The organism is Enterococcus sp. 2G9_DIV0600 (genome assembly GCF_002140615.1).
Taxonomy (GTDB): Bacteria; Bacillota; Bacilli; order Lactobacillales; family Enterococcaceae; genus Enterococcus_D; species Enterococcus_D innesii.
The window spans coordinates 2,057,431-2,080,166 of sequence record NZ_NGLL01000001.1 but is presented as its reverse complement, the minus strand read 5'-3'; the positions used below and the strand labels follow the sequence as shown (position 1 = coordinate 2,080,166).

General features: G+C 42.5%; 19 protein-coding genes, 1 riboswitch and 1 other annotated feature. Of the genes, 12 read left to right on the top strand and 7 right to left on the bottom strand.

The genetic code is table 11. From position 1 onward, the window contains the following. Positions 1-9 precede the first annotated feature (9 nt). Complete coding sequence (locus tag A5870_RS09910; RefSeq protein WP_077452469.1) at positions 10-1,014, top strand: lipoate--protein ligase; 1,005 nt, start codon at positions 10-12, stop codon at positions 1,012-1,014. A gap of 47 nt (positions 1,015-1,061) precedes the next feature. On the opposite strand, the gene proS is transcribed toward A5870_RS09910, so the two are convergent. Beyond that, a complete protein-coding gene (gene proS / locus A5870_RS09905) occupies positions 1,062-2,495 on the bottom strand; it encodes a proline--tRNA ligase (protein WP_086292643.1) in 1,434 nt (477 codons plus the stop codon). Positions 2,496-2,536: 41 nt separating this feature from the next. Further along, positions 2,537-2,741: a binding site (T-box leader), on the bottom strand. A gap of 96 nt (positions 2,742-2,837) precedes the next feature. Next, positions 2,838-4,679 (bottom strand): hypothetical protein, encoded by a 1,842-nt coding sequence (locus A5870_RS09895; RefSeq protein WP_242595958.1) that lies wholly within the window; start codon positions 4,677-4,679, stop codon positions 2,838-2,840. A 178-nt stretch (positions 4,680-4,857) separates the two neighbouring features. Between A5870_RS09895 and A5870_RS09890 the strand changes: the two genes are divergently transcribed. Then, positions 4,858-5,376 (top strand): signal peptidase I, encoded by a 519-nt coding sequence (locus A5870_RS09890; protein ID WP_077453859.1) that lies wholly within the window; start codon positions 4,858-4,860, stop codon positions 5,374-5,376. Between the two features lie 58 nt (positions 5,377-5,434). Here the strand turns inward: A5870_RS09890 and A5870_RS09885 are convergent, their stop codons facing one another. From A5870_RS09885 to A5870_RS09870, 4 genes are read right to left on the bottom strand one after another with little or no spacing between them, the layout of a single operon-like run. Then, complete coding sequence (locus tag A5870_RS09885; protein WP_086292638.1) at positions 5,435-6,115, bottom strand: energy-coupling factor transporter transmembrane component T; 681 nt, start codon at positions 6,113-6,115, stop codon at positions 5,435-5,437. After that, positions 6,042-7,454, bottom strand: a complete 1,413-nt coding sequence (locus A5870_RS09880) for an ABC transporter ATP-binding protein (RefSeq protein ID WP_086292635.1) — start codon at positions 7,452-7,454, stop codon at positions 6,042-6,044. The genes A5870_RS09885 and A5870_RS09880 overlap by 74 nt, the downstream gene beginning before the upstream one ends. Beyond that, positions 7,451-8,053 (bottom strand): ECF transporter S component, encoded by a 603-nt coding sequence (locus A5870_RS09875; RefSeq protein ID WP_086292633.1) that lies wholly within the window; start codon positions 8,051-8,053, stop codon positions 7,451-7,453. The genes A5870_RS09880 and A5870_RS09875 overlap by 4 nt, the downstream gene beginning before the upstream one ends. Then, the gene (locus A5870_RS09870; protein WP_086292631.1) at positions 8,046-8,669 is read right to left on the bottom strand and encodes a YkoF family thiamine/hydroxymethylpyrimidine-binding protein; all 624 of its coding nucleotides are present in this window, start codon (positions 8,667-8,669) and stop codon (positions 8,046-8,048) included. The genes A5870_RS09875 and A5870_RS09870 overlap by 8 nt, the downstream gene beginning before the upstream one ends. Before the next feature lie 94 nt (positions 8,670-8,763). After that, positions 8,764-8,863: riboswitch (TPP riboswitch) on the bottom strand. 323 nt (positions 8,864-9,186) lie between these two features. Between A5870_RS09870 and A5870_RS09865 the strand changes: the two genes are divergently transcribed. Both A5870_RS09865 and A5870_RS09860 read left to right on the top strand, forming a co-directional pair. After that, positions 9,187-10,731: a metal ABC transporter solute-binding protein, Zn/Mn family gene (locus tag A5870_RS09865; RefSeq protein WP_086292629.1), complete on the top strand. Its 1,545-nt coding sequence runs from the start codon at positions 9,187-9,189 to the stop codon at positions 10,729-10,731. Between the two features lie 66 nt (positions 10,732-10,797). Next, complete coding sequence (locus A5870_RS09860) at positions 10,798-11,808, top strand: plasmid pRiA4b ORF-3 family protein (RefSeq protein WP_077453853.1); 1,011 nt, start codon at positions 10,798-10,800, stop codon at positions 11,806-11,808. A gap of 92 nt (positions 11,809-11,900) precedes the next feature. Here the strand turns inward: A5870_RS09860 and A5870_RS09855 are convergent, their stop codons facing one another. Beyond that, entirely contained in the window at positions 11,901-13,016 is a 1,116-nt protein-coding gene (locus A5870_RS09855; protein WP_086292626.1) for an NAD(P)/FAD-dependent oxidoreductase, read from the bottom strand. 118 nt (positions 13,017-13,134) lie between these two features. On the opposite strand from A5870_RS09855, the gene recQ reads away from it, so the two are divergent. From recQ to A5870_RS09810, 8 genes are all read left to right on the top strand, one after another. Next, positions 13,135-14,901, top strand: coding sequence for a DNA helicase RecQ (recQ, locus tag A5870_RS09850; RefSeq protein ID WP_086292624.1), 1,767 nt, complete (start codon positions 13,135-13,137; stop codon positions 14,899-14,901). 57 nt (positions 14,902-14,958) lie between these two features. After that, complete coding sequence (locus A5870_RS09845; protein ID WP_081118492.1) at positions 14,959-15,378, top strand: GNAT family N-acetyltransferase; 420 nt, start codon at positions 14,959-14,961, stop codon at positions 15,376-15,378. Positions 15,379-15,435: 57 nt separating this feature from the next. Further along, the gene (locus tag A5870_RS09840) at positions 15,436-16,176 is read left to right on the top strand and encodes a MurR/RpiR family transcriptional regulator (RefSeq protein WP_081118493.1); all 741 of its coding nucleotides are present in this window, start codon (positions 15,436-15,438) and stop codon (positions 16,174-16,176) included. Positions 16,177-16,535: 359 nt separating this feature from the next. Beyond that, positions 16,536-18,680: a glycoside hydrolase family 3 N-terminal domain-containing protein gene (locus tag A5870_RS09830; protein ID WP_086292620.1), complete on the top strand. Its 2,145-nt coding sequence runs from the start codon at positions 16,536-16,538 to the stop codon at positions 18,678-18,680. Positions 18,681-18,903: 223 nt separating this feature from the next. Then, positions 18,904-19,905 (top strand): LacI family DNA-binding transcriptional regulator, encoded by a 1,002-nt coding sequence (locus A5870_RS09825; RefSeq protein WP_081118495.1) that lies wholly within the window; start codon positions 18,904-18,906, stop codon positions 19,903-19,905. Between the two features lie 13 nt (positions 19,906-19,918). Continuing rightward, a complete protein-coding gene (locus A5870_RS09820) occupies positions 19,919-20,836 on the top strand; it encodes an ROK family protein (protein ID WP_170924082.1) in 918 nt (305 codons plus the stop codon). Positions 20,837-20,893: 57 nt separating this feature from the next. Continuing rightward, positions 20,894-21,841 carry an ABC transporter permease gene (locus A5870_RS09815; RefSeq protein WP_077453845.1) on the top strand — a complete coding sequence of 316 codons (948 nt, stop codon included), beginning with the start codon at positions 20,894-20,896 and terminating at the stop codon, positions 21,839-21,841. Between the two features lie 12 nt (positions 21,842-21,853). Then, positions 21,854-22,729, top strand: coding sequence for a carbohydrate ABC transporter permease (locus A5870_RS09810; RefSeq protein WP_077453844.1), 876 nt, complete (start codon positions 21,854-21,856; stop codon positions 22,727-22,729). Positions 22,730-22,736: the final 7 nt, after the last annotated feature.

Genomic DNA, 22,736 nt, shown 5'->3' with positions numbered 1-22,736 from the left:
ACGAATAGTATGCTTTTTGTACCAAATGAACTGAACGACCCACGCATCAATTTAGCCATCGAGATTTTTCTTCTTCAAGAAATGAAAGTAGATGAACCCATCTTACTTTTCTACATTAATGAACCATCGATTATCATTGGACGCAATCAAAATACGATCGAAGAGATCAATAAGGAATATGTGGATGAACATGGGATTCATGTCGTTCGTCGCTTCAGCGGCGGCGGTGCAGTCTATCATGATTTCGGAAACTTGAATTTTAGTTTTATTATGCCTGACGATGGCAATTCTTTCAGAGATTTTGAAAAGCTGACGAAACCAATCGTCCAAGCCTTGCATGAGATGGGGGTTGAAGGAGCGCAACTAAAAGGCCGCAACGACCTTGTGATCAATGACATGAAGTTTTCTGGGAATGCGATGTACGCAACGAATGGTCGGATGTTTGCTCATGGCACGATCATGTTTGACAGTGACATCAATGAAGTGGTCAACGCATTGAAAGTCCGCAAAGACAAAATCGAATCAAAAGGTATCAAATCGATCCGCTCAAGAGTAACCAACATCAAACCATTCTTGCCAAAAGAGAAGCAAGACATGACGACTGAAGAGTTCCGTCAAGAAATCTTATTGAAGATTTTTGGTGTCGATTCCGTTGAAGAAGTCAAAACTTATGAATTAACAGAAGAAGATTGGGTCAAGATCAATGAGATTTCCGATAAGTATTATCGCAACTGGGATTGGAATTACGGTAAATCTCCAGCCTTTGATATTGAACGCCGTCATCGCTTTCCAATCGGATCCATCGAAGTTCGTTTGAATGTGGCAGAAGGAAAAATTACGGATGCCAAAATCTTTGGTGACTTTTTCGGCTTAGGGGACATTGCGGATGTAGAAGAAGCCCTGATCGGTACTCGCTATGCGAAAGAAGATTTGGCACAAGTCATTGCCAACATTGATGTCAAAAAATATTTTGGCAACATCACGCCTGAAGATTTTCTTTCATTGATTTATTAATCAAAAAACGAAGCAGCCTTTTCAATTCTGGCTGCTTCGTTTTTCTATTAGTATGCGCGGGCGATCCAAACGGTATGCTTGGCAGGTTTGCCGCTGACGATATCGACTGTTTTTTCAATTGGTGCTTCAAACGGAATGTTCCGGGTAGTAAAGCCGGTTTCTTCTTTGATTTTCGCTTCCGTTTCTTCCGAGCCGTCCCAACCGATCAAGACAAAGCCAGTGACTTTTTCTTCTTGTTTGCACGTTTCGATATGTGCTTTTAGTTCATCTAATGTATCGATGTTGGTGTACTCATTTTCTTTGTTCCGTTCCTTCGCCGCTTGCAATAAGCGTGGGGTCATTGCTTGCAGTTCTTGATCAACGAAGGCTTCTAAGTCCTCAAGCGCCACCGTTTGCTTGTCAGCCAGGTCGCGGACTTTGACCATCACTTTGCCAGCTTCTAAATCTCTTGGGCCACATTCGATTCGCAAGCAAGCGCCTTTTAGTTCCCATTCGTTGAACTTATAGCCAGGTGAGTTATCAGAATCATCCAAACGAACACGAATGCCCTTGGCTTTAAAGTTGGCATACAGTTCTTCTAATTTTTCTAAGATGGCTGGATTCTTTTTCCAAGGACCGACTGGTAACAACACAACTTGGGTTGGTGCAATGGTTGGTGGGAAAACTAAACCATTTTCATCGCCATGGGTCATGATCAAGGCACCCAACAAGCGGGTAGAGACACCCCAAGAGGTTGTGTGGGCATGGGTATGCTTGTTTTCTTTCGTTAAATACGTAATATCAAATGCTTCAGCAAATTTTGTCCCCATGTAGTGGCTGGTTCCTGCTTGGACTGCTTTACCGTCTTTCATCATCGCTTCGATTGAATAAGTATCAACTGCTCCAGCAAAACGCTCAGAAGGGGTTTTTTGTCCGCGATAAACAGGGATCGCTAGGAATTCTTCGCAAAGGCGGGCATATTCATCTAAGACTTTCATGGTGCGTTGACGTGCATCTTCTTCATTTTCATGAGCGGTATGACCTTCTTGCCATAAAAACTCTGAGGTACGCAAGAAAGGCAATGTTTTCTTTTCCCAACGAAAGACGTTTGCCCATTGATTGATTTCATAAGGCAGGTCACGGTAGGAGTTGATCCAATCAGAAAAGGCAGAGCCAATCATGGTTTCTGAGGTTGGTCGCAAGGCCAAAGGTTCTTCCAATTTTTCATTGCCGACTTCTGTGACCCATGGCAATTCAGGCGCAAACCCTTCAATATGATCGGCTTCTTTCATAAAGAAATTTTGCGGAATCAGCATTGGGAAGTACGCATTGCGAATGCCCTCTTTTTTCAAGAATCGATTGAACTCTTCTTGGATGTGCTCCCAAAGTTCGAAGCCGTCAGGACGGAAAATAATGGAGCCTTTCACTGGGGAGTAAGCCATCAATTCGGCTTTTTGAATCGTTTGAATATACCATTCTGTAAAATCATTTTTTTGTGTCATTCTTTTTCCTCCTTAAAAAAATAAAAAAGCATCTCGTCCTAAAAAAGGACGAAATGCTTGGATTTCGCGGTACCACCTTTGTTGATTATCTATCGGGATAATCCAACTCGTAAAGGATAAGGCCTTTCCACCGACCGTTTTGCGGTCATTGCCATTGGGTAGGTTCATTTTATCAGTGGGTGTCGATTTTTCAGCTGCCATCGACTCTCTAAGACCATTATAAAACTACTATTCCAATGCTTGTTGCTGTTCTTTATCATGCTAAAGCGAAAAAGCGAAAAAAGCAAGAGTTTTTTCGCTTTTTCTTAAAATCGCTCCTTTAAGACTAATGTAGCAAGACGGTCAGTCGAAAGACAGCGGATCTATCTTCGCCCTAAGTGTCAAATGCAAGAGGTGTAGCCCGTCAGTTTCTTCGATCCGGATACTTCCTTGGTAGGCTAAACAAAGTTGTTCGAGCATTTGCCTGTCAGCCTGCATCGCCTGTCGTTTGGTTTCATTGTTCTGTAGTTTTTCTGCTTCTTCATTTGAGAGAAGCGGCATTCGGCAGTCGATATGCAACTGGCCGTTCGTGTCATTCACCCTCAACGCGAGTCTTCGCTTTTGAGGATCAGTGACCGCACAAGTGTATCGGATGGCGTACTCTAGGCAATGAGCGATCAAGGATAGACGATCATTTTCCTCCAATTGTTCCAGTGGTTCTATGATGCCATCACAGGCAAAGGTGATTCTTTTTTGAGTAGCTGTGTGTTGATAATTAGTAATCAGCATCGTTGTGAGTGATTCTTTTTCAACGGATGGACGTGTTAGCTGTTGTTTGATCTGTTCTTCGATCTCACAAAGACCTTCGTACGCCGCTGCCAATTGTTGATCTTCCAACATGTCCTTGACTGTATGAGTTCTTTTTTTGATGGCTTGCAAAACTTGTTGCATTTTTAATGATTGTTCTGGGTTATTCGCTTGTTGTTTCTCATAAAGACGGAGTTTGATATCTGCCGTATCGATTCGCTTGTTTTTGCCTTCGCTGGAAAAAAAGAGTTCAAGAAAGCCGTAACAAGTAAAGATGATAATTAGTAAGAAAAAGATGATCGAACGCCAATTGACATCAGATTGTGGCAAAACTAAAATATCCTGAATATACAAGAAACAATGACCGATAGCCGCAACGACGATCCAAGGTGCACAAATGACAAAAAATGGATTTTTTTTCAATGCTTCATAAATCGCCGCAAAAGAAGTAACAAAGGTGCTGGTGATATTCAGTAAAAACATGTAATTCATGATAGTGGGTAAACTTTTTGTTTGAAAAAGAGCGAAAAGGATCGCAAAGAGACCGAAGGAGTAATGAAAATATAACCATTTCTGGTAATACTTACGAACAAAGTGCATGTTTGTACAGTAAAACCCAATCAGAAACATTGGCGTAATGATAGAAAGAATATTTAACATCGCAGAATTCACGATTGGAGGAAACAGTAGTCCACCAAGCATATCGCTAAAGCCTGCTTCCAAACCTGCAGTTAAAGCAAAACCACTGAATAGGATAGAAGACAATTTAAGCTTTCGTTGATTGATAAAAGAAACGATGACATAAAACAAGTTGATGATACAAATAAATCCTGTAAATAAGAGGATATAGATATTTAAAATTGACAGACTGAAGACATAGCCGATCAGTGCATTTGCAGGTCCAAAAAAGACTTCGGCGGGAAAGCCGGAATAGATGTCAAAAGGGCTAGTTACGTATATTTTTAATGTCTTACCAACGTAATCCTCAGGTAAGGTAATAAAGGCCAGTGTTTTACCTGGATGATTGAGAGTCAATGGATCATTTGGCTCCTCGTTGGTGTAAATTTCTTGATCATCGAGATAGACGGTCATGTGTTGGTGGTCGCCAATTAGCAACATCGTAGGGTATTTATAATCATTGGTCATTTTTCGCTTCATCACAAAATGATCATTGGCTTTCACACTAGGTAAATGTTTCACATAACGACTAATAAAAGTTGATTCGGGATTGTCCTCAGCATAGAAAATCCAATCTTCCTTTTTCTCCACTGCATGGATATCAGAAGTTGGGAATAAAAAAAGAACGAGAAAAAAGACGATACTTCCCAGTAAAAATAGAACCAGAAGGATGAAGGGGATCCAACGTTTTAAAAACAATTTGTTATTTAAAAAAGGCATATTTTTTCTCCTCTGTTTTTTAATCGCCTTTAGCATAATATATATGATTAAATAAAGTCAAATAATAATAGACAGAGTTGCGTATAAAAATTCAATGAATCGTTTTTAAATATTTGAAAAAAAAAGAATTATGTTATAGAATCATTAAATAAACTGAAGCTTAGAAGGAGAGGAAAGAATGAAGCTTTTTCCAAAACAAAGTATCATGCTCTCACTTTTTGTTCTGATGTTCATGCTGCTATCTGTCTTAACTGTTGTAATACCGCATGCATTTGGTTTCACAATGGCTATTGTTACGAGTGATGCAATGGAACCGACATACTCTAAAGGAACGCTACTTTTTGTTAAAAATGCTTCAGAAGATAATTTAGTGGTTGGCAACGAAGTAACGTATTATGTCGATCAAGGTAGACAAATGCGGACCCGGCGAATCGTTGCGGTTGCGGAAAACCAATCAGTACTGTACACCATTGGTGACAATCAAAACCAGATGGAGCCAAAAGAAATTCAAAAAAGCCAAGTGATTGGCCAGCCGATTTTTTATATCCCAAAAGTTGGGGCTTGGCTGAATCAAACGACGATCCAGCTGTTTAAAAACATGTATCTGCTTTTCGCCTTGTATATTTTAGCAACGACCTTGTTCGTCACATTTTATCAAATAAAATCTGGTTCAGTAAAAAAGACGATCACTTCTTAATATATATAAAAAGACAAAGAAACGTCAGGGTTTCTTTGTCTTTTTCTCTCTTTATCGATTATAGGATGAGTGTCCCCCCCAGTCCCATTACCAGGCATAAGGATAGAAATAGTGCATCCATGAAAGTGACGTGAAAGGTATTTGCGTAAGTTCGCTTGGCTTCGCTGTCAAAACCTCTTGAAAGCATGGCAGTCGCCAATAATTCAGACCAACGAATCGATTTGACCAATAAAGGGATCAGCATTTTAAATGAAAACGGATTGACCGAGATTCCTCTGGAACGCATGCTATTACGGATATTCTGATACTCTGCTGGAATAATGGGAGCAATTTGAAACGCAGCCAGTAGACCGTAGGCAAAAACGGCAGGCAGACGCAGCTGTTGCTGCAGTGAATAAATCAATTCATTGATCGTGGTGGATACACTGAAGGAGCTTCCTAGAATGCCAAAGCAATAGATACGGCTTGCCATATCAAGACCATAGCGAATAGCTGCTGTAGAGGAGGGACCGCCTTGATTGCCTTGGTAATAAAGGAGTCCAGTGAAAAAGACCCCTGTAGCTGCCAGTGTCAATGCAGAAAAGAGCAAAAGACTTTTTTTCAAGGAGCGTTCGTTTACAGTAATACCAAAGAACAGGACCGAAAGTAGCAGGTTTAATCTGAAATTATTTTGAAAAGAAACCAGTAAGGCGAGCCCTAAAATGGCGAATAATTTGACTGTTGGATTTAGCGTGCGCATCAGCATCCTCCTTTTCATAAAGATTAAAATCAATGATTTGGGAGCAGAACTGTTGCAATAACAAGATATCATGGCTAACGATCAAAACTAACGTGCCAGTGGTTGCTTTTTCGGCTAATAGCTGCATGATCTGCCAAGCTTGTTTGATATCTTGACCATAGGTCGGTTCGTCCACGAGCAGCAGGTCGACCGGGCGTTGCAGTAAAGAGGCAACAGCCAAGCGCCGTTGCTGTCCTTGACTCAGTCGAAAAGGTGACTGAGTGCTCTTATTTTGCAGGCGCAATTTTGCTAGTAGCTTTTCGCTCTCGGTCGGCGTGCTACCTTGGCTAAGCTCTTGGGCAACGGTGGCAGCCAAAAATTGGTCTTGCGGATTTTGCATGATCCAACTGATGGAGCGAAAAGGTGACGGATGCTTCTTGATTGGTTGACCTGCCAAGAGAATATCCCCTTTGTAGGCATGCTGCTGCAAAATAGCTTTTAAAAACGAAGATTTGCCGCTGCCGCTGCGTCCAGTGATCCCAATCAGCGTGCCTCCATCAAATGCAAAATTGGGAAAAACAATCTCATGGTTGCGGATCGGTAATCGGAATTGCTGAAAAGATAGGCGTTTTTTGTTAGAAGACGACTTGATTTTTGCAAGCGGCAGTGTCTTTCGGATGTGTTGATCAAGGTCACGGATCGCTGCTTGATCGATCGTTCTGAAATCTTCTTCAATCAATAGCCACTCATCGACCCAGTTAGCAGTCTCTTTGATTTGATGGTCGATCAATAAAATACCAATGGCTTTCTTTTGTTGAATGTGCTGCAGTTTTCGGATGACTTTTTTGCTGGTGTCCGCATCCAAATTCGCAAAGGGCTCATCCAAAAGCAAGTATTGGCTTTCTAGGATCAAACAGCAAGCCAATGCGGCTAACTGTTTTTCACCCCCAGACAAGGTCGTGAAAGGTTGATCTGCAAGATGAGTGATCTCGCAAAATGCCAAAGCGTCAGCCACTTTGTTTGGCATGTCTTTTTGGGGAATACATTGATTCTCTAAACAGAAAAGCAGCTCTTCTCGAGGTGTTGCCATACAAAACTGCATATCAGGATTTTGAAACAATAAGCTGACGGACGTGCTTCTTTCCCCGATGGAGAGTTGGCTCATCGTTTGGCCGTCAATCGTATATGTTCCTCCCTCAAAACCTTTCTCGTTGAGTCCTGCTAAAAGATAGAAAAGGGTGCTTTTCCCTGATCCTGAAGCACCATAAATTCCCTTTGTTTCACCAGGGGCCAAAGACAGAGTCAATTCAAATCGCTTTTGATCCACAAAAAAACAGCCGTTTTTTACTAACAGACTCATACGATTTCCCGTTGGACGGTGATCGTTTGATCGTTAGCGATAGGGTAACTGTTGAGGACTCCCATTCGTGCCAGATGGTCACAGACGATCTTCACCAAAAAGGCTGAAAAGAACAACGAAGAAAGCAAGCGAATAAGAAAGATCGCCAACAGCAACTGCCATTGCAAGTCAACGAAATTTGATCGAAGAATTCCCCAAAGAAAACTCGTGATCGTGGCGCCCACGGCTCCAGTAACTAAAGGAAACCAGCCATAGCGGCGGTAGCGGCCTAATGCAAAGCCGGCCTCGGTTCCAATCCCTTGTACAAAACCACTAATAAAAATAATAGGTCCATAAAAATTCCCCATAAACACTTCTAAAAGAGCCGCAATCATTTCAGTGATCGTAGCTGCCCCCGGCTTACGTAGCACATATCCGGCAAAAGCTGCCGACATGAACCAAACACCAAAGATAAACTCATTGGCTAAGACAGATAAACCAAAGGGGGTTAGAAGTGTCCCTAATAGCAATCCGAAATGGACAGCCCCAAGATAGATCACGCCAAAAATCAGCGAAGCAATTCCTACCATGATGACATCTTTCAACGCCCACTTAGTCATGTGGCATCGCCTCCTTTTTTGAAGGGCTATTGACTGAAACCGTCGCTTCCAGAACATAGTGGGGAAGATGGTCATGGGCATAAGCTAATGCGGCTTCAAAATAAGCAAAGAGTTGACTTGCTGATCCCGTCAGCATCGTCACATAGTGAGCGGAACGAGGGCTCAAGCCATGAGTTTCTGCCAGCTGGACGATCGTGGCGATTTCTTCCATATAATGATTTTCGCCAAATACATAAAACGAATATTTGCAATCAACCAAAAAGTCACCATTCGCAAGGTTCTTTCCTTTATTGGGTTGCACCTGTTCGCCATTCAAAAACGTGTCCCCTGCAGTGTCCCCGGGGCAGCCCTTGGAAAAGGTAAACTCACCCACGAGGTGTGTCTTGGATTCGTAGGCGTTGATAAATAGCGCTGCTGCTGCGTCTAGGACACTGGGCGCTTCCCCACGAAAAAGGGTGCTAAACAGGTCGGTTTGCTGCCAAACAGCACTCGTATTCGTTTTTTCGATACTTGTTAAAATTTGTTGCGCGAAATGGTCTTTCATTGGGTACAAGCTCACCCGGCACCCCGTGATATCGATTCCATCTTTTGCACAGGCGATTGGTTTATTTGCCATTTTTCTCTTCTCCTCTCGATGGTTTTTCTGTCTACAAAAAAAGCGTTCCTCCTTTTTCTATCCACACGTAGACAGAAAAAATGGGAACGCGAAAAATCATGCGCTGCCACTTCCCTACGTTGGTACTAACCAAATCAGGTTCTAAGGGACCAGACATAAGTCTATCTCAGCATAAAGCGCCCCTAGTGGATAATCTTCTATTCAATTACCCCTCGAGTGTAGCATAGGAGGCGACAAAGGACAATAGATAGTGACTTTTGCAAATCGCTCGATTCCTACGAATCAAAGGAGTTACTTAGCGATCCTTCCGTGATATCAGCAGTGGTACATATGAAGGTTTTTACATATAAAAAAACATCTAAAAAAGAAGTTGACAGGATTCAAATAGTTGTGTAAAGTATAAAACCGATGGTAAAGCGTAAACGTTACGTTTTGTTTTTGTAAATCGTAATTGATTTATCAGCGTTTTTCCAAAGGGAAGAAAAAGAGGAAAATAAAAAGGAGTGTATTTTCAAAAATGAAGAAGTTTTTTAAAATAACTATGTTATCTGCTGTGGCCCTGACTTTGGCTGCTTGTGGACAAGGAGGATCTGATGCGACCGAGCAATCAGGAAACGCCTCCTCTGAGAATGAACAAATTCAGGTCATGGCTACGTTTTATCCGATGTATGATTTTACTCGTCAAGTTGTAGGGGATGAAGGGAAGGTTGAATTATTGATGCCCGCGGGAACTGATTCCCACGATTATGAACCTTCTGCAAAGGACATGGCAAAGATCCAAGATGCGGATATCTTTGTCTACAACAATGAAAATATGGAAATGTGGGTTCCTTCGATTGAAGCCACATTAAATGATGGAGACGTGACAGTGGTCAAAGCCACCGAAGGAATGGTCCTGTTACCCGGTGACGATGATCACGACCACGATCATGACCATGATCATGGCGATGATGGTCATTCTCATGAATTAGATCCCCATGTCTGGTTAGCCCCAAGCTTAGCCATGAAACAAGTAGAGGCGATCCGTGACCAGCTGAGTGAGGCTTATCCAGCGAAAGCGGCAGCCTTTGCTGAAAATGCGGCGAATTATTTGGCACAGTTACAAGACCTCCATGAATCATATGAAGAAGCGTTCAGCAATCCAGCGCAAAATCATTTCGTGACCCAACACGCTGCTTTTGGTTATTTAGCTTTGGAGTATGGGCTAACGCAAGTGCCGATCTCAGGTCTTTCACCAAGTGAAGAGCCTTCCGCTTCACGAATCGCAGAACTAAAAGAGTTCGTCCAAGAAACAGGCATTCAAACGATCTATTTTGAAGAAAACGCCAAAGACAGCATTGCCCGAACGTTAGCGTCAGAAGCAGGCGTCGAATTGGCTGTTTTGAATCCATTAGAAGGGTTGACCCAAGAACAGATGGACAACGGGCAAGACTACATTTCGATTATGGAACAAAACCGTGATGCTTTGAGAAAAACCACCGATGTTGCAAATGACAAAGAAATGGCTGAAGCTGAAAAAGAAAAAACAGTTTATAACGGCTATTTTGAGGATGCCGACGTACAAGATCGTGCTTTATCTGACTGGGCAGGAGATTGGCAATCCGTTTATCCATTTTTACAAGACGGAACACTGGACCAAGTGTTTGATTATAAAGCAAAAATGGACAAGAAAATGACGGCTGACGAATACAAAGAATATTACACGACTGGTTATCAAACAGATGTTGCTCAGATCAAGATCACAGACAACACAATGACATTTATTTTCGATGATGGTACCGAGAAAGAAGCAAATTATGTGTATTCTGGCAAAGAGATCTTGAACTACTCAGCTGGCAATCGTGGTGTGCGCTTCTTATTTGAAAGCACCGATGAAGATGCGGCATTCAAATATATCCAATTTAGTGACCATATGATCGCTCCTGGCGCATCCCATCATTTCCATATCTACTTTGGTAACGAGAGTCATGAAGCGTTACTAGAGGAAATGGAACATTGGCCGACCTATTATCCAACAGGGATGAGCGGATTAGAAATTGCACAGGAAATGCTCTCCCATTAAAAAAAAGATTGACAATCCTCGCTCTTTTCGTCAAAGTAAACTTGATAGGAAGGAGCGAGAATTTTTTTGGAAAAAACATTGAAGAAATTAGCGAAAGTGATTGACCGCATGATGGATCACGTTGATTTGTATGGCGGACCAAGTGTGGTTAGTGACGACGATCTTGAACACTACTTAGATCCTGTTTTTTACTTGATCTTTTGCGCGGAAACAGATGGTGGCATGACTAAATTAAAAGACAAAGTCTTTGTCGAATCGGTGTATACCGAAATGCTGCCTCAAGAAGTACCGTACAGTTTAAATTTTCTTCCGTTTGCCAAAACAGCCATTGAAGACTTTTATTACTGCATGTATAAAGAAAAGCATATCACCAAATCACAATACCAAGAAATCGCCTTTGTATTGGCTGAAAAACAACCTATCTTTTTCGCACGGATGTCCAAACCCCAGTTTTGGTCAGCTGAAAAGAAAGAAGCGATGTTAGCGATGATTCAAGACACCGATCCTGAAGAACATGAACTATTGCCCATTGATGACCCGCGTATTGCTACAATCTCGCCAAAAATCGTCCCGTTTCCAACGAAACATACGGCTTTTGATGACACGGCGGATACGCCGGTCGCCTATCAAGTCCGTATTGATTTAGAAGGATACCGTCCGCCAATTTGGCGTCGTTTGATCATTCCTGCAGGAGTGACCTATGAGCAGTTGCATATGTTGATCCAGATTGCCTTTGAGTGGATGAATCAACATTTGTACTTGTTTATTGCCGGTTCGAAATCGATCGGCTTAGGCAATTCCGTTCCAACCGATGCGTCCGGTATTGACCAAGATTTTCAATACTGTAAGTCCATGACCTACATTTATGATATGGGGGCAGATTGGACGCATAAAATTAAAATTGAAAAAGTGTTGACCGCAGAAGATCACCCAGATCCCGTCGTTCCGGTTTGTATCAAAGCTGTTGGCGATGTCCCGATCGAAGATGCCTTTGATGATGATATGCGAGAACCACTGGATCGTGAGATTATCAATGAAGTCTTACTCGATTATTGGGAAACTGGAGAATATGTTTAGCTAGTAGCTAGAAATTGTCCGTAATTTTATAAGAATCAAACAACAAAACCACCAGACCGTAACGATTCTGGTGGTTTTTTAGCAGTTTCCTGTCAAAGTCGTTTCTTGATATATTCTGTCATCGGTTTGGTGTAACTTGAGAAATCTGTTGGTTGAGTGTGCGTATTATTAATCCGATTGGCTAGCAGATAACCAATATAAGGCCCGGTCGTTAACCCAGAAGAACCAAGTCCACTGGCGGCGAACAAATTTGCTTCATCGGGCACTTCCCCAAAGAAAGGTGCAAAATCAGAGGTGTAAGCACGTGTGCCGACCCGCATAGTCATTGGCGTTGCAAAGAGTGCTTCGGGGTCTTCAAGAAAAGCACCGATTCCTGTCATCAATTGCTGTTTGGCAGCTTCCGTAGGCGTTAAATCCCAACCTGCATCGTTTTCATGGGTGGCTCCTAGTAAAATTTGACCATTAGAGAAGGGAATCAAGTCACCTTCACCCTCTAGCATGGCGACCGGCCAACTGTTTGTCGGCAGGTTGGTGGCAAAGGAAAGCAACTGGCCTTTTTGTGGACGGATATCGACCTGATAACCTAAAGGTGATAATAAGTCTAGCAATCCCGGTCCAGCTGTCAGGCAAAGAATCTCGGTTTCAAGAAACTGATCCTTGGTTTTGATTTGCCAATGGTTGTCGTTTCTGACGACCTCAGCTTTTTCTTCAATAAAAGTCACTTGCTGCTGCTGAGCGTTTGCTTTTAAGTGGGCAAGATAAGCCTGACCATCTAAGCGGCCACCGCCTGTGATTCGTAAAGAGGGCATTTCTTTTAGTAACGGCAATGCCTCTTTGGTTTGTGGGCCCGTCAATAAGTCGATTTCGCCGATTTCTGGTGCCGCTTTACGTCGATTTTCAGCTAATTCTGCCAGTTCTTGAAGCGCCTTTTCTGGTCGCACCACCAAAGTGCCACAGGGGGCATAGATGGATTCATCTAAAGCAAAATCCCGTACCAATTGCGGGAAGAAAGCGGCGCCGTCTTGTGCTAACTGGTACCATTTTTTATTGCGGCGTTTGGATAGCCAAGGGGAAATGATGCCAGCGCTGGCAGATGTTGCTTGACCGATGAGGGAATCAATGACAGTCACGTCAAATTTGGTTTTATCAAGATAATTGGCGAGGGTCAAACCGATGATCCCACCGCCGATAATCATAACTTTTTTCATAGTAGAAGACTCCTTTGGTTGATTTCATTGAAAAGCGAATAAAAAGCGAAAGTTCTCTTAATGCCGTTTTCTTTGCGTACTTAATTGCGTATAATAAGGAAATGGAAAAGAGGGTATTATGCAAACTATTCAAACAGTCTTAAAAGAACATTTTGGCTATTCACAGTTTCGTGAAGGTCAAGAGACGATTATTCAATCTATTTTAACACAACAAAATGTTTTGGGGATCATGCCTACTGGTGGAGGGAAATCGATTTGTTATCAGTTGCCAGCGCTTTTGTTGGATGGAGTGACCTTGGTCATCTCCCCTTTGATTTCATTAATGAAAGACCAAGTAGATAGCCTCGTTGATATGGGGATCCCAGCAGCTTATATCAATTCTTCCTTGACAGGGGCACAGATCAACCAGCGCTTGCAAGAAGCACGCCAAGGGCGGATCAAACTGCTGTATGTTTCGCCAGAACGCTTAGACTCAGAATCTTTCCGCTACTCATTGCGGCAGATGCCGATCGCTTTATTGGCCGTTGATGAAGCCCACTGCATTTCCCAATGGGGCCATGATTTTCGCCCGAGCTATCTGCGACTCGCCGAAACGATCGAAAACTGGGAGCAAAAGCCAACGATTGTTGCCCTTACGGCGACAGCTACACCTAAAGTTGCCGAAGACATTGAAAACTTACTTTCAATTCCTGCTGAAAATCAAGTCAAGACCGGGTTTGCTCGGGAAAATTTGGCTTTTCAAGTTGTCAAAGATCAAAAAGATACCTACATTACGACGTATTTGAAAATGAACCAAGGACAATCAGGTATCATTTATGCCAGCACCCGCAAAGAAGTGGAACGGATCTATCAGCTGTTGAAACATGAACATGTTTCTGTCGGGTATTACCATGGCGGACTTTCAGAAGAAGAGCGCTCCTTTTTCCAAGAAGAATTTCTTTATGACCGCCTGCAAGTGATGGTAGCGACCAATGCATTCGGGATGGGAATCAACAAAAGCAACGTCCGCTTTGTGATCCATGCCCAGATACCTGGAAATTTGGAGTCTTATTATCAAGAAGCCGGGCGTGCCGGACGAGACGGCGAACCCAGTGATGCGATCTTGCTTTATGCTCCGCAAGACATGCAGATTCAGCAATTTTTTATCGATCAATCCGAATCAGATATTCTTTATCGCCAAAACGAATACTTGAAGTTGCGGGAGATGAGCCAATACGGACATACTCAGCTGTGTTTGCAACGCTATATTTTGCGTTATTTCGGAGAAGATGGACCCGATTGCGGTCGTTGCAGCAATTGTCTCGATGAAAGAGAACAAGTGGATATCACCGTGGATACACAAAAAGTGTTGTCATGTGTGAAACGAATGGGCGAACGCTTCGGGAAAGCCTTGGTGGGGAAAGTGCTGACTGGCTCAGGCGATCAAAAAGTCAAACAGTGGGGCTTTGAAAAATTACCGACTTATGGATTAATGAAAGATTGGTCCCAAAAGGAAGTCACTCAGCTGATCGATTACTTGACAGCCTCCGGGTACCTTTTGCCGTCCGAAGGGCAATACCCTTTGTTAAGTGTGACAAATGCCGGTATCGATGTATTGCTTGGAAAAGCGAAAGTTTATCGAAAACAAACCAAAGTCAAACAGTTAGTGGTTGATGATGAACTGTTCGATCAACTGCGCACCTTACGATTGAATCTCGCACAAGAACAAAACTTGCCACCGTATGTCGTCTTTTCTGATAAGACCCTGCGAGAATTAGCAGAAGTGCAACCAAAAACACCAATCGAATTTTTACAAATCAAAGGTGTCGGGCAAAACAAATTGGATAAATATGGCGATGCCTTTCTTACCTTGCTTTCGGACTACCGAGGGAAGGTAAGCGACTAAAACAAACGGCTTCCTCAGAGATAAAATGCAGAATAACAAAGAAAAGGAGTAAAAATCATGATTGCGATTCGACTGGCGGTAGCAACAGATGAAGACTTCTGGCTTTCATTGGATACCCATTTGCCAAAGGAACGATTCTTCAAAAAGGTAGCTGAACAAACGGCTTATGTCTTGATCGATAATGGACAGCCAATTGGGTTGTTACGCTATAATTTTTTCTGGGATACGATTCCTTTTTGTACGATGCTAGTAATCGCCGAATCCCATCAAGGTAGGGGATTTGGGAAGCGTTTGGTCGATCACTGGGAACAACAGCAAAAAGTAGCAGGGCATGCTCTTTGTATGACGTCCACACAAGTCGATGAAAATGCCCAGCATTTCTATCGAAAATTAGGGTATCAAGATGCCGGCGGTTTGCTTTTGAATTCTCCCGGATTTGAACAACCGATGGAATTATTTCTTGTGAAACAGTTGTGATGTTTTTGCTAGCTTGTGGTACATTGATAGGAGAATGATAAAATAGGAGCGTTTACTATGTCTTTTTTTGGAAAAATCGATTTCAATGAGTTATCAGAGACCGATCGTGCGATTTATCATTATATGTCGAGCCAAAGTGATAAGATTCCCTATATGCGGGTCCGTGAGATCGCGCTTGAATCCCACACCTCAGCTTCTTCGGTTATGCGCTTTATCCGTAAATTAGGGTATGAGAGCTTTACAGAATTTCGTACCCAGTTCAAAGCACCTGAGTTAGAGGCGGTCAGTTTTTTTAGCAGTATGACCGTTTTGGATCCGGAACGCTTCCCGCGAGACATCGAAGGAAAAATCCGGCGAATCGCTGAAAGAATGCTGGTATGTGAGAATATTATATTTTATGGCATCGGTGCGTCAGGTTCAATGTGTGAATATGCTGCTCGCCGTTTTGCTACGATCGGATTTAATAGTTATGCTTTGGTGGATAATACCTATCCAATCTTTGCGAAGCTGAAACATACTTCAGACAATATGATCGTTGTCCTTTCAATTACTGGAACGACCACTGAGATCATTGAAGTGGTCAATGGCTTTCGTAACAATCCTGACTTCACCACGGTAGCGATCACCAGTGATGCCAACAGCACCTTGGGACGGATGTCCGATTACGTCTTGGACTATTCGGTTGATGTAAAACGCATCAACAAATATGAAGATTTGACGACACAAATTCCTTGCCTTTTCTTAGTGGAAGCGTTGTCGGAGACGGTTCGTCAGTTTTCTTTAACAGCAGAAGAATAGGGAACGGATTTTTTGTATGTTTAATCATAAATCAACAAACAGCTTCATTCCATCAAAAGGAAGTTCCTTTGTTGGGATGATCCGGCTGTTTGTTTTTTTATTAGAAACGTGGACGAGATAATGGCGAATGTATCAGCAGATTTGGTGCTATACATATTTGTGGTACACCTTGTACCATGATGATGATTTTTCCTTTCTACGAAGAGTTGCACCAAAGTATAAAAACAATCTATTTTTGAAAGCGTTTTTAATTATACTAAATGAAAGGAATAGACACCATCTTGCTTCTGTCGAGAAGGCGCAAATCAGGCAATTTCGACAAGCAAAAGAAGCGAGCCTAATGATTGGAGAGAAGAATAGTGGAAACCGTAAAACTAAAAAAACTGATTGACCGAATGACCGTAGCTGAAAAAGTGGGCCAATTGGTTCAACTAACGCCAGATTTTTTTGCACAAGGAGGAGAAATCACCGGCCCGATGCAGCAATGGCAAATGAGCGAAGAACAATTAGGGACGATTGGTTCAGTGTTGGGAACCCATACTGCTGAACAAGTCTACACGATCCAAACGTCTTACCTAGAGAAAAGTCGGTTAAAAATTCCCCTTATTTTTATGGCAGACGTTATCCATGGATATGAAACGATTTTCCCAATTCCTCTTGCTTTGGCATCCTCCTTTGATGCGCAATTAGTGGAAGAAGTCGCAAAAGCCTCGGCAAAGGAAGCGGCAGAAGCGGGTATCCATGTCACGTTTTCACCAATGGCGGATCATGTCAAAGATCCGCGCTGGGGAAGGGTTTTAGAGAGTAATGGAGAAGATCCGACCTTATCTGCGGTGCTGACGGCTGCTTATGTACGAGGGTATCAAGGAACTGCTTCCCTTGCAGAAAATAAACAGCGAATTGCTGCTTGTGTCAAACACTTTGTCGGCTATGGCGCTGCAGAAGGTGGGCGGGATTATCATACGGTCGATTTGTCTGATCTTGAGCTTTACCAAAATTATCTGCCCGCTTTTCAGGCAGCAATTGAAGCTGGTGCAGAATTGGTCATGACTTCTTTTAACACGATCCATGGTGTGCCAGCTACAGCTAATCAACCATTGCTGCAGGATGTATTACGAGAAAAGCTTGGGTTCGATGGCTTGATCATCTCAGATTGGGCAGCTGTGGCTGAATTGATGGCCCATCGTGTGGCTGCTGATCGAACGGAAGCAGCGAAAAAAGCCTTTACTGCAGGTGTCGAAATGGATATGATGAGTGATTGCTATTTAAATGCACTAGAACAAATCATTGATGCAGATCCTGCTATGAATGAGCAGTTGAATAAGGCGGTTTTTCATGTGTTACATTTAAAGAACAAGCTAGGCCTGTTTGAAGACCCTTATAGAGGGTTAACACCGGAAAACTTAGCCCCTAGACTCCTAAAAGAAACCCGTCTTCTTTCACGAGAAGCAGCAAAGAAAACAACAGTCCTTTTGAAAAATCAAGCATTATTGCCTTTACAGAAAAAACAAAAAGTGGCGCTGATCGGTCCAAAAGCAGATTCAAAGGATCTTTTAGGGGCTTGGTCGTGGATCGGCAAACAGGAAGAGGCAGTTTCATTAGCCAAAGGTCTTTCTCAAAAAGAGATTGACCTCACTATCTTGCCTTATCCTGATGGGAAAGTTTTGACGGCAGCCTATATTGAGGAAGCGTGTAGATTAGCAGAACAATCTGAAGTCGTTTTGTTGGCTCTGGGGGAAACCAGTGAGGAAGCGGGGGAAGCGGCAAGTTTGACCAAACTTTCTCTATCAAGAAATCAAGAAGCATTAGTTGCAGCAGTTAGTCAGGTCAATCCTAAGATCGCAACGATTCTTTTCTGTGGCAGACCACTGGTTTTGTCCGCCATCGAGCCTCTTTGTCAAGCCATCATGATTGCTTGGTTCCCTGGATCAGAAGGCGGAAATGCGTTGGCAGATTTGTTGATGGGCGAGTCTGAACCGCAAGGACGTTTAGCTATGAGTTTTCCTCGAGCAGAAGGACAGTTGCCGATGACCTATGCTCAACTCTCTACAGGTCGGCCATTGACAGAAGAGAATAGTGATCAAAAATATATTTCGCGCTATATGGATGAAAAAAACGATTCTCTCTTTTCTTTTGGCGCAGGAATAGGTTATGGACAATGCAAGATTAGCAAGACACAAATCGTTCACCCTGATGAAAAAAATAAACCATTTGAGATCATTTGTACGCTGAAAAATGAGGGAGATAGTCCTCATACCACAACACTTCAATTGTATAGCAGAGACGATGTTACTGAAGTGGCACGACCGATGAGAGAATTAAAGCAATGGCAAAAAATCAATCTTGCTGCTGCTAAAGAAACGCAGCATTCCTTCTATGTTACACCAGAGGATTTTGCTTATGTTCATTCCGATTTCTCGACAAAAAGTGATCCTGGTACGATTTCTTTATACCTTGGCTTTGCTGCTGCCTCAGCGAAGTTGATTGGTACGCTCACGATTTAAAAGCCTTTCGAGGCTTTTTTTTGTAGGTACAACTTGTACCATGATGGCACAGGTTTCAAGGTGCTGGTACATGCGCCAACTAGTTCTAGAACCATTGTGGGTGAAAACGTTTTTATATATAGTTGGTTTATCGGATGACCAATCTTAGAGTGGTCGTTGATTTTTTTAGCAAAATAAAAACGTTTTTATTTTTGAGAGGAATCGTTCAGGAGGGGAGAATCATTTGACAAATCGAATCACGATTCGGGAAGTGGCAAAGGAGGCAAACGTATCAATTGCGACTGTTTCTAAAGCACTGAACGGTGTCAATGTTGTTCGACCAGCAACGAAAGAACGAGTGCTGGCTGCCGCGCAACGTTTGCATTATGTCCCCAATTTAATGGGCAAACAATTGAAAAACACAAAAACCAAGATGCTTGGTTTTTACACCACTAGCATTAAAGGACCTTACTTTAGCGTATTAGTTGAAGCGATTGCCAGAGAGGCAGAAACGCATGGGTATGCAGTCAACGTCTTCTTATCCACGGATAAACGAGTGGTTCTCAATAGTATTTTAGGGGGGATGGTTGATGGCATTATTGGATTTGAAGATTTTTTAACAGAGCAGGATTTGGCAGCGATGGAAAGAGAACAAATCAAAGCCGTCTTTATCGATCGAAACATTCAAGAGAAGAACTTTGGTAGTGTGGTATTTGATTCCTTCGAAAAAGGAAAAGCTGCTACTAAGTATCTCTTGTCACTAGGACATAAAAAAATCGTTTTTATCAGTGGGATTGCTGGTGTTTATGATAGTGATGAACGCTTAAGAGGGTATTGCGAAGCATTAAAAGAAGCCGGCATCTCTTGGCGCTCGGATTATCAATTGCAGGGATTCTTTGAAGAAGAACGGACGAGAGCCAGCGTGCAGCAGTTTTTGTTAGAGCAAAAAGACTTGCCCACAGCATTTTTGGCAGGGAATGATCTTAGTGCGATCGGAACAGTCAAGGCGATCCACGAAACCAAGTGGCGGGTGCCTGATGATTTCAGCGTGATTGGTTTTGATGGTATTGATCTTTTAGACTATTTTACTCCTCGCTTGACGACAGTGAAAAATCCGATCCAACAGCAAGGGATCACGGCAGTAAAACATTTAGTAGAATTGATTGAGGAAAACGCATTTGGTATCTCCTACGTTTTACCAGGAGAATTGAGTATTAATCAGTCGACAAAACAAGTAAATGAATAATGAGGGTGAAGCGATGTTTATTGGAATTGATGTTGGAGGAACGGCTATCAAATATGGTGTGATCTTGAGAACTGGTGAAATTGTAAAGAAAGGACAGATGCCAACGATTCATGAAAAAGAAAATTTTTTGCAGTCTATCGAAGCATTGATCAAATCGCTGCAGCAAGATGCAGTGATCGAAGGTGTCGGTATTAGCGCACCAGGCATTATCCAAAAAGATGGCACGATGGTCACGGCAGGATCAATCAAATCCCTGTATGGAATCAACTTGAAGCTAGAATTAGAGGGACGTGTTAAGCTGCCGGTCATTGTTGAAAATGATGCCAATGCGGCGGCGATTGCTGAAAAATGGTTGGGGCACGCACAGACCTGTGAAAACTATCTTTGTCTCGTTGTGGGAACAGGCATTGGGGGCGGGATCATCGTCAACAATCGGCTCTATCGCGGCAGTCATGGTATGGCGGGGGAATTTGGGTGGATGCTGATCGACTCATTGCCTGAACAGGGAAATCTAGAGTCAGTTTCCTTGAACCAACGAGCTGCCATCGTGGGAGGGCTTTGCCATCAATACCAACTGGCACTCCAGCAACTAGGGCGAAGTGATCTGCCCCTAGATGCAATCGAGATTTTCCAGCGAGGAGAACAAGGAGAAGTAGTAGCGAATCAAGTGATTGCACAGTTCTTCCAAGATTTATCAGTGGGCTTACTGAATTTGATCAGTACATTTGATCCCGAGCTGATTTTGATCGGTGGTGGAATCAGTGAAAATGATGGTTTCATGACAAGGCTTGAAGAGACCATGAGTCAGCTAAAAGCTCGCCATGAAAGTATTGGTTATTTAGAAGGTCGCACGATTGCACCGATTCAACGAGCAAAATTAAAAAATGATGCTGGTATGATTGGTGCGGTCTATCAATTGATGAACCAATAAAGGAAAGCATGTATTTCCTTTGGGTGAAAAAGTAAGCGTTTTAGAAAGGGTGGAAAAATGGAATCAAAAGGTGTCATGCTAAAAGCAACCCCACAGAAAAGGTCATTTTTGCAAAAATTAAGAAGCCAAAGTTTTTATCAAGCGATGGTTTGGCCAGGTATTCTCTTGATGATCATTTTTAATTTTATCCCACTATATGGGATCGTCATCGCGTTTAAAGATTACTCGGTTCTTGATTCGATCGCAAATGCGGAGTGGGTTGGTACCCAGTATTTTCAAGAGTTTTTTAGTGATTCAATGTTTTGGACGGTGATGAGTAATACACTAGGCATCAGCTTTTTTAAACTGCTGATTGGTTTTCCAGCGGCGATTGGCTTAGCGGTATTGATCAATGAAATCGTTCATGTTCGTTTAAAGAAGGTCGTTCAAACGGTCTCTTATTTGCCCCATTTTCTGTCTTGGGTCATCTTAGGTGGCATGTTTATTACGTGGTTATCTGATACGGGATTGGTCAATAATTTGTTGCTAGGTGTTGGGGTGATCGATGAACCGATCCGTTTCTTGACTGACCCAGAAAAATATTGGGCCATCGCAGTCATTTCCGATATTTGGAAAGAAGTTGGCTGGAATACGATTTTATACATTGCTGCTATGACAGGGATCAATCCAGCTCTTTATGAAGCAGCGAGAATGGATGGTGCCACGAAATTTCAGCAGATCACGCGGATCACGATCCCTTCAATCCGCCATATTATCGCATTGACGTTTGTTTTATCCGTTGGTGGGTTATTGGGTTCAAACCTTGATCAAACACTCGTCTTACAAAATCCTGTCAATTATCAGTCCAGTGAAGTCATTAATTCATTCGTCTATAAAATGGGGATACAACAAGGAGACTTCTCCTATGCGACCGCCGTTGGCCTGTTTGTGTCGGTTGTTTCTTTGATCCTCGTGGTAGGAAGTCATCTTTTGACCAAAAAAATCAGTGATGAATCAGTTTTTTAGAGGAGGGAAAGTATGAAGCAAACATTTTCAAAAGATGAGAAAATCTTCAATGTTGCCAATGTGATTTTTATGGTGTTCTTTTTAGCCATCATTGCTTTGCCTTTGTGGAATATCGTCGCTTTATCTTTCAATGATGCGACCGATGCCGCAAGAGGGGGGATCTACTTTTGGCCCCGGAAATTTTCACTAGAAAGTTACTACACCGTTTTTGAAGATTCTGCGATCTATAAAGCCTTTGTCATCTCAGTTGCAAAAACTGTGATTGGTGTTGTGTTGCATACGGCACTGACGGCGATGGTCGCCTACGGGATGAGTCGTAGAAACCTAATGGGACGGAAAATTTATATGAACATGGGGATTTTAACGATGTTCGTTTCTGGAGGGATGATACCCACATTTCTCTTATTTAAGGAACTGGGCTTGTTAAATAATTTTTGGGTCTACATCATACCTGTCTTATTTTCTTTTTACGACATGGTGATTCTGATGAATTTTTTCCGGAGCATTCCATTTTCGCTGGAAGAATCTGCCATGATGGATGGCGCCAATCCTTTTATTATTTTCGTGAAAATCATTTTGCCATTGTCCCTTCCAGTTTTGGCAACCATCGCATTATTCCACGGGGTCTTTCAGTGGAACGATTATATGACGGCTAATATCTACGTTGATGATCGCAGCTTATATCCTTTACAAATGCTGCTATTTCGGATCGTTTCGGAAAATCTATCGCCCGCAGTGGCGACCGGAACCAATGTGGTCAGAAATACGACTTCACAGTCATTGCAATTAGCAACCATGGTCGTCACGACGGTTCCTGTCGTCGTGATCTATCCATTTTTACAAAAGTACTTTATTCAAGGGATGACTCTTGGATCAGTAAAAGAATAGACAAAAG

What these genes read in the sequence shown, in the direction of transcription:
- A5870_RS09810 (WP_077453844.1), top strand. Translation starts at nt 21,854, where the DNA reads ATGAAGCAAACATTTTCAAAAGATGAGAAAATCTTCAATGTTGCCAAT.
- A5870_RS09875 (WP_086292633.1), bottom strand. Translation starts at nt 8,053, where the DNA reads ATGACTAAGTGGGCGTTGAAAGATGTCATCATGGTAGGAATTGCTTCG.
- A5870_RS09840 (WP_081118493.1), top strand. Translation starts at nt 15,436, where the DNA reads ATGTCTTTTTTTGGAAAAATCGATTTCAATGAGTTATCAGAGACCGAT.
- A5870_RS09870 (WP_086292631.1), bottom strand. Translation starts at nt 8,669, where the DNA reads ATGGCAAATAAACCAATCGCCTGTGCAAAAGATGGAATCGATATCACG.
- recQ (WP_086292624.1), top strand. Translation starts at nt 13,135, where the DNA reads ATGCAAACTATTCAAACAGTCTTAAAAGAACATTTTGGCTATTCACAG.
- A5870_RS09865 (WP_086292629.1), top strand. Translation starts at nt 9,187, where the DNA reads ATGAAGAAGTTTTTTAAAATAACTATGTTATCTGCTGTGGCCCTGACT.
- A5870_RS09815 (WP_077453845.1), top strand. Translation starts at nt 20,894, where the DNA reads ATGGAATCAAAAGGTGTCATGCTAAAAGCAACCCCACAGAAAAGGTCA.
- A5870_RS09855 (WP_086292626.1), bottom strand. Translation starts at nt 13,016, where the DNA reads ATGAAAAAAGTTATGATTATCGGCGGTGGGATCATCGGTTTGACCCTC.
- A5870_RS09910 (WP_077452469.1), top strand. Translation starts at nt 10, where the DNA reads ATGCTTTTTGTACCAAATGAACTGAACGACCCACGCATCAATTTAGCC.
- A5870_RS09885 (WP_086292638.1), bottom strand. Translation starts at nt 6,115, where the DNA reads ATGCGCACGCTAAATCCAACAGTCAAATTATTCGCCATTTTAGGGCTC.
- A5870_RS09880 (WP_086292635.1), bottom strand. Translation starts at nt 7,454, where the DNA reads ATGAGTCTGTTAGTAAAAAACGGCTGTTTTTTTGTGGATCAAAAGCGA.
- A5870_RS09890 (WP_077453859.1), top strand. Translation starts at nt 4,858, where the DNA reads ATGAAGCTTTTTCCAAAACAAAGTATCATGCTCTCACTTTTTGTTCTG.
- A5870_RS09845 (WP_081118492.1), top strand. Translation starts at nt 14,959, where the DNA reads ATGATTGCGATTCGACTGGCGGTAGCAACAGATGAAGACTTCTGGCTT.
- A5870_RS09820 (WP_170924082.1), top strand. Translation starts at nt 19,919, where the DNA reads ATGTTTATTGGAATTGATGTTGGAGGAACGGCTATCAAATATGGTGTG.
- A5870_RS09895 (WP_242595958.1), bottom strand. Translation starts at nt 4,679, where the DNA reads ATGCCTTTTTTAAATAACAAATTGTTTTTAAAACGTTGGATCCCCTTC.
- proS (WP_086292643.1), bottom strand. Translation starts at nt 2,495, where the DNA reads ATGACACAAAAAAATGATTTTACAGAATGGTATATTCAAACGATTCAA.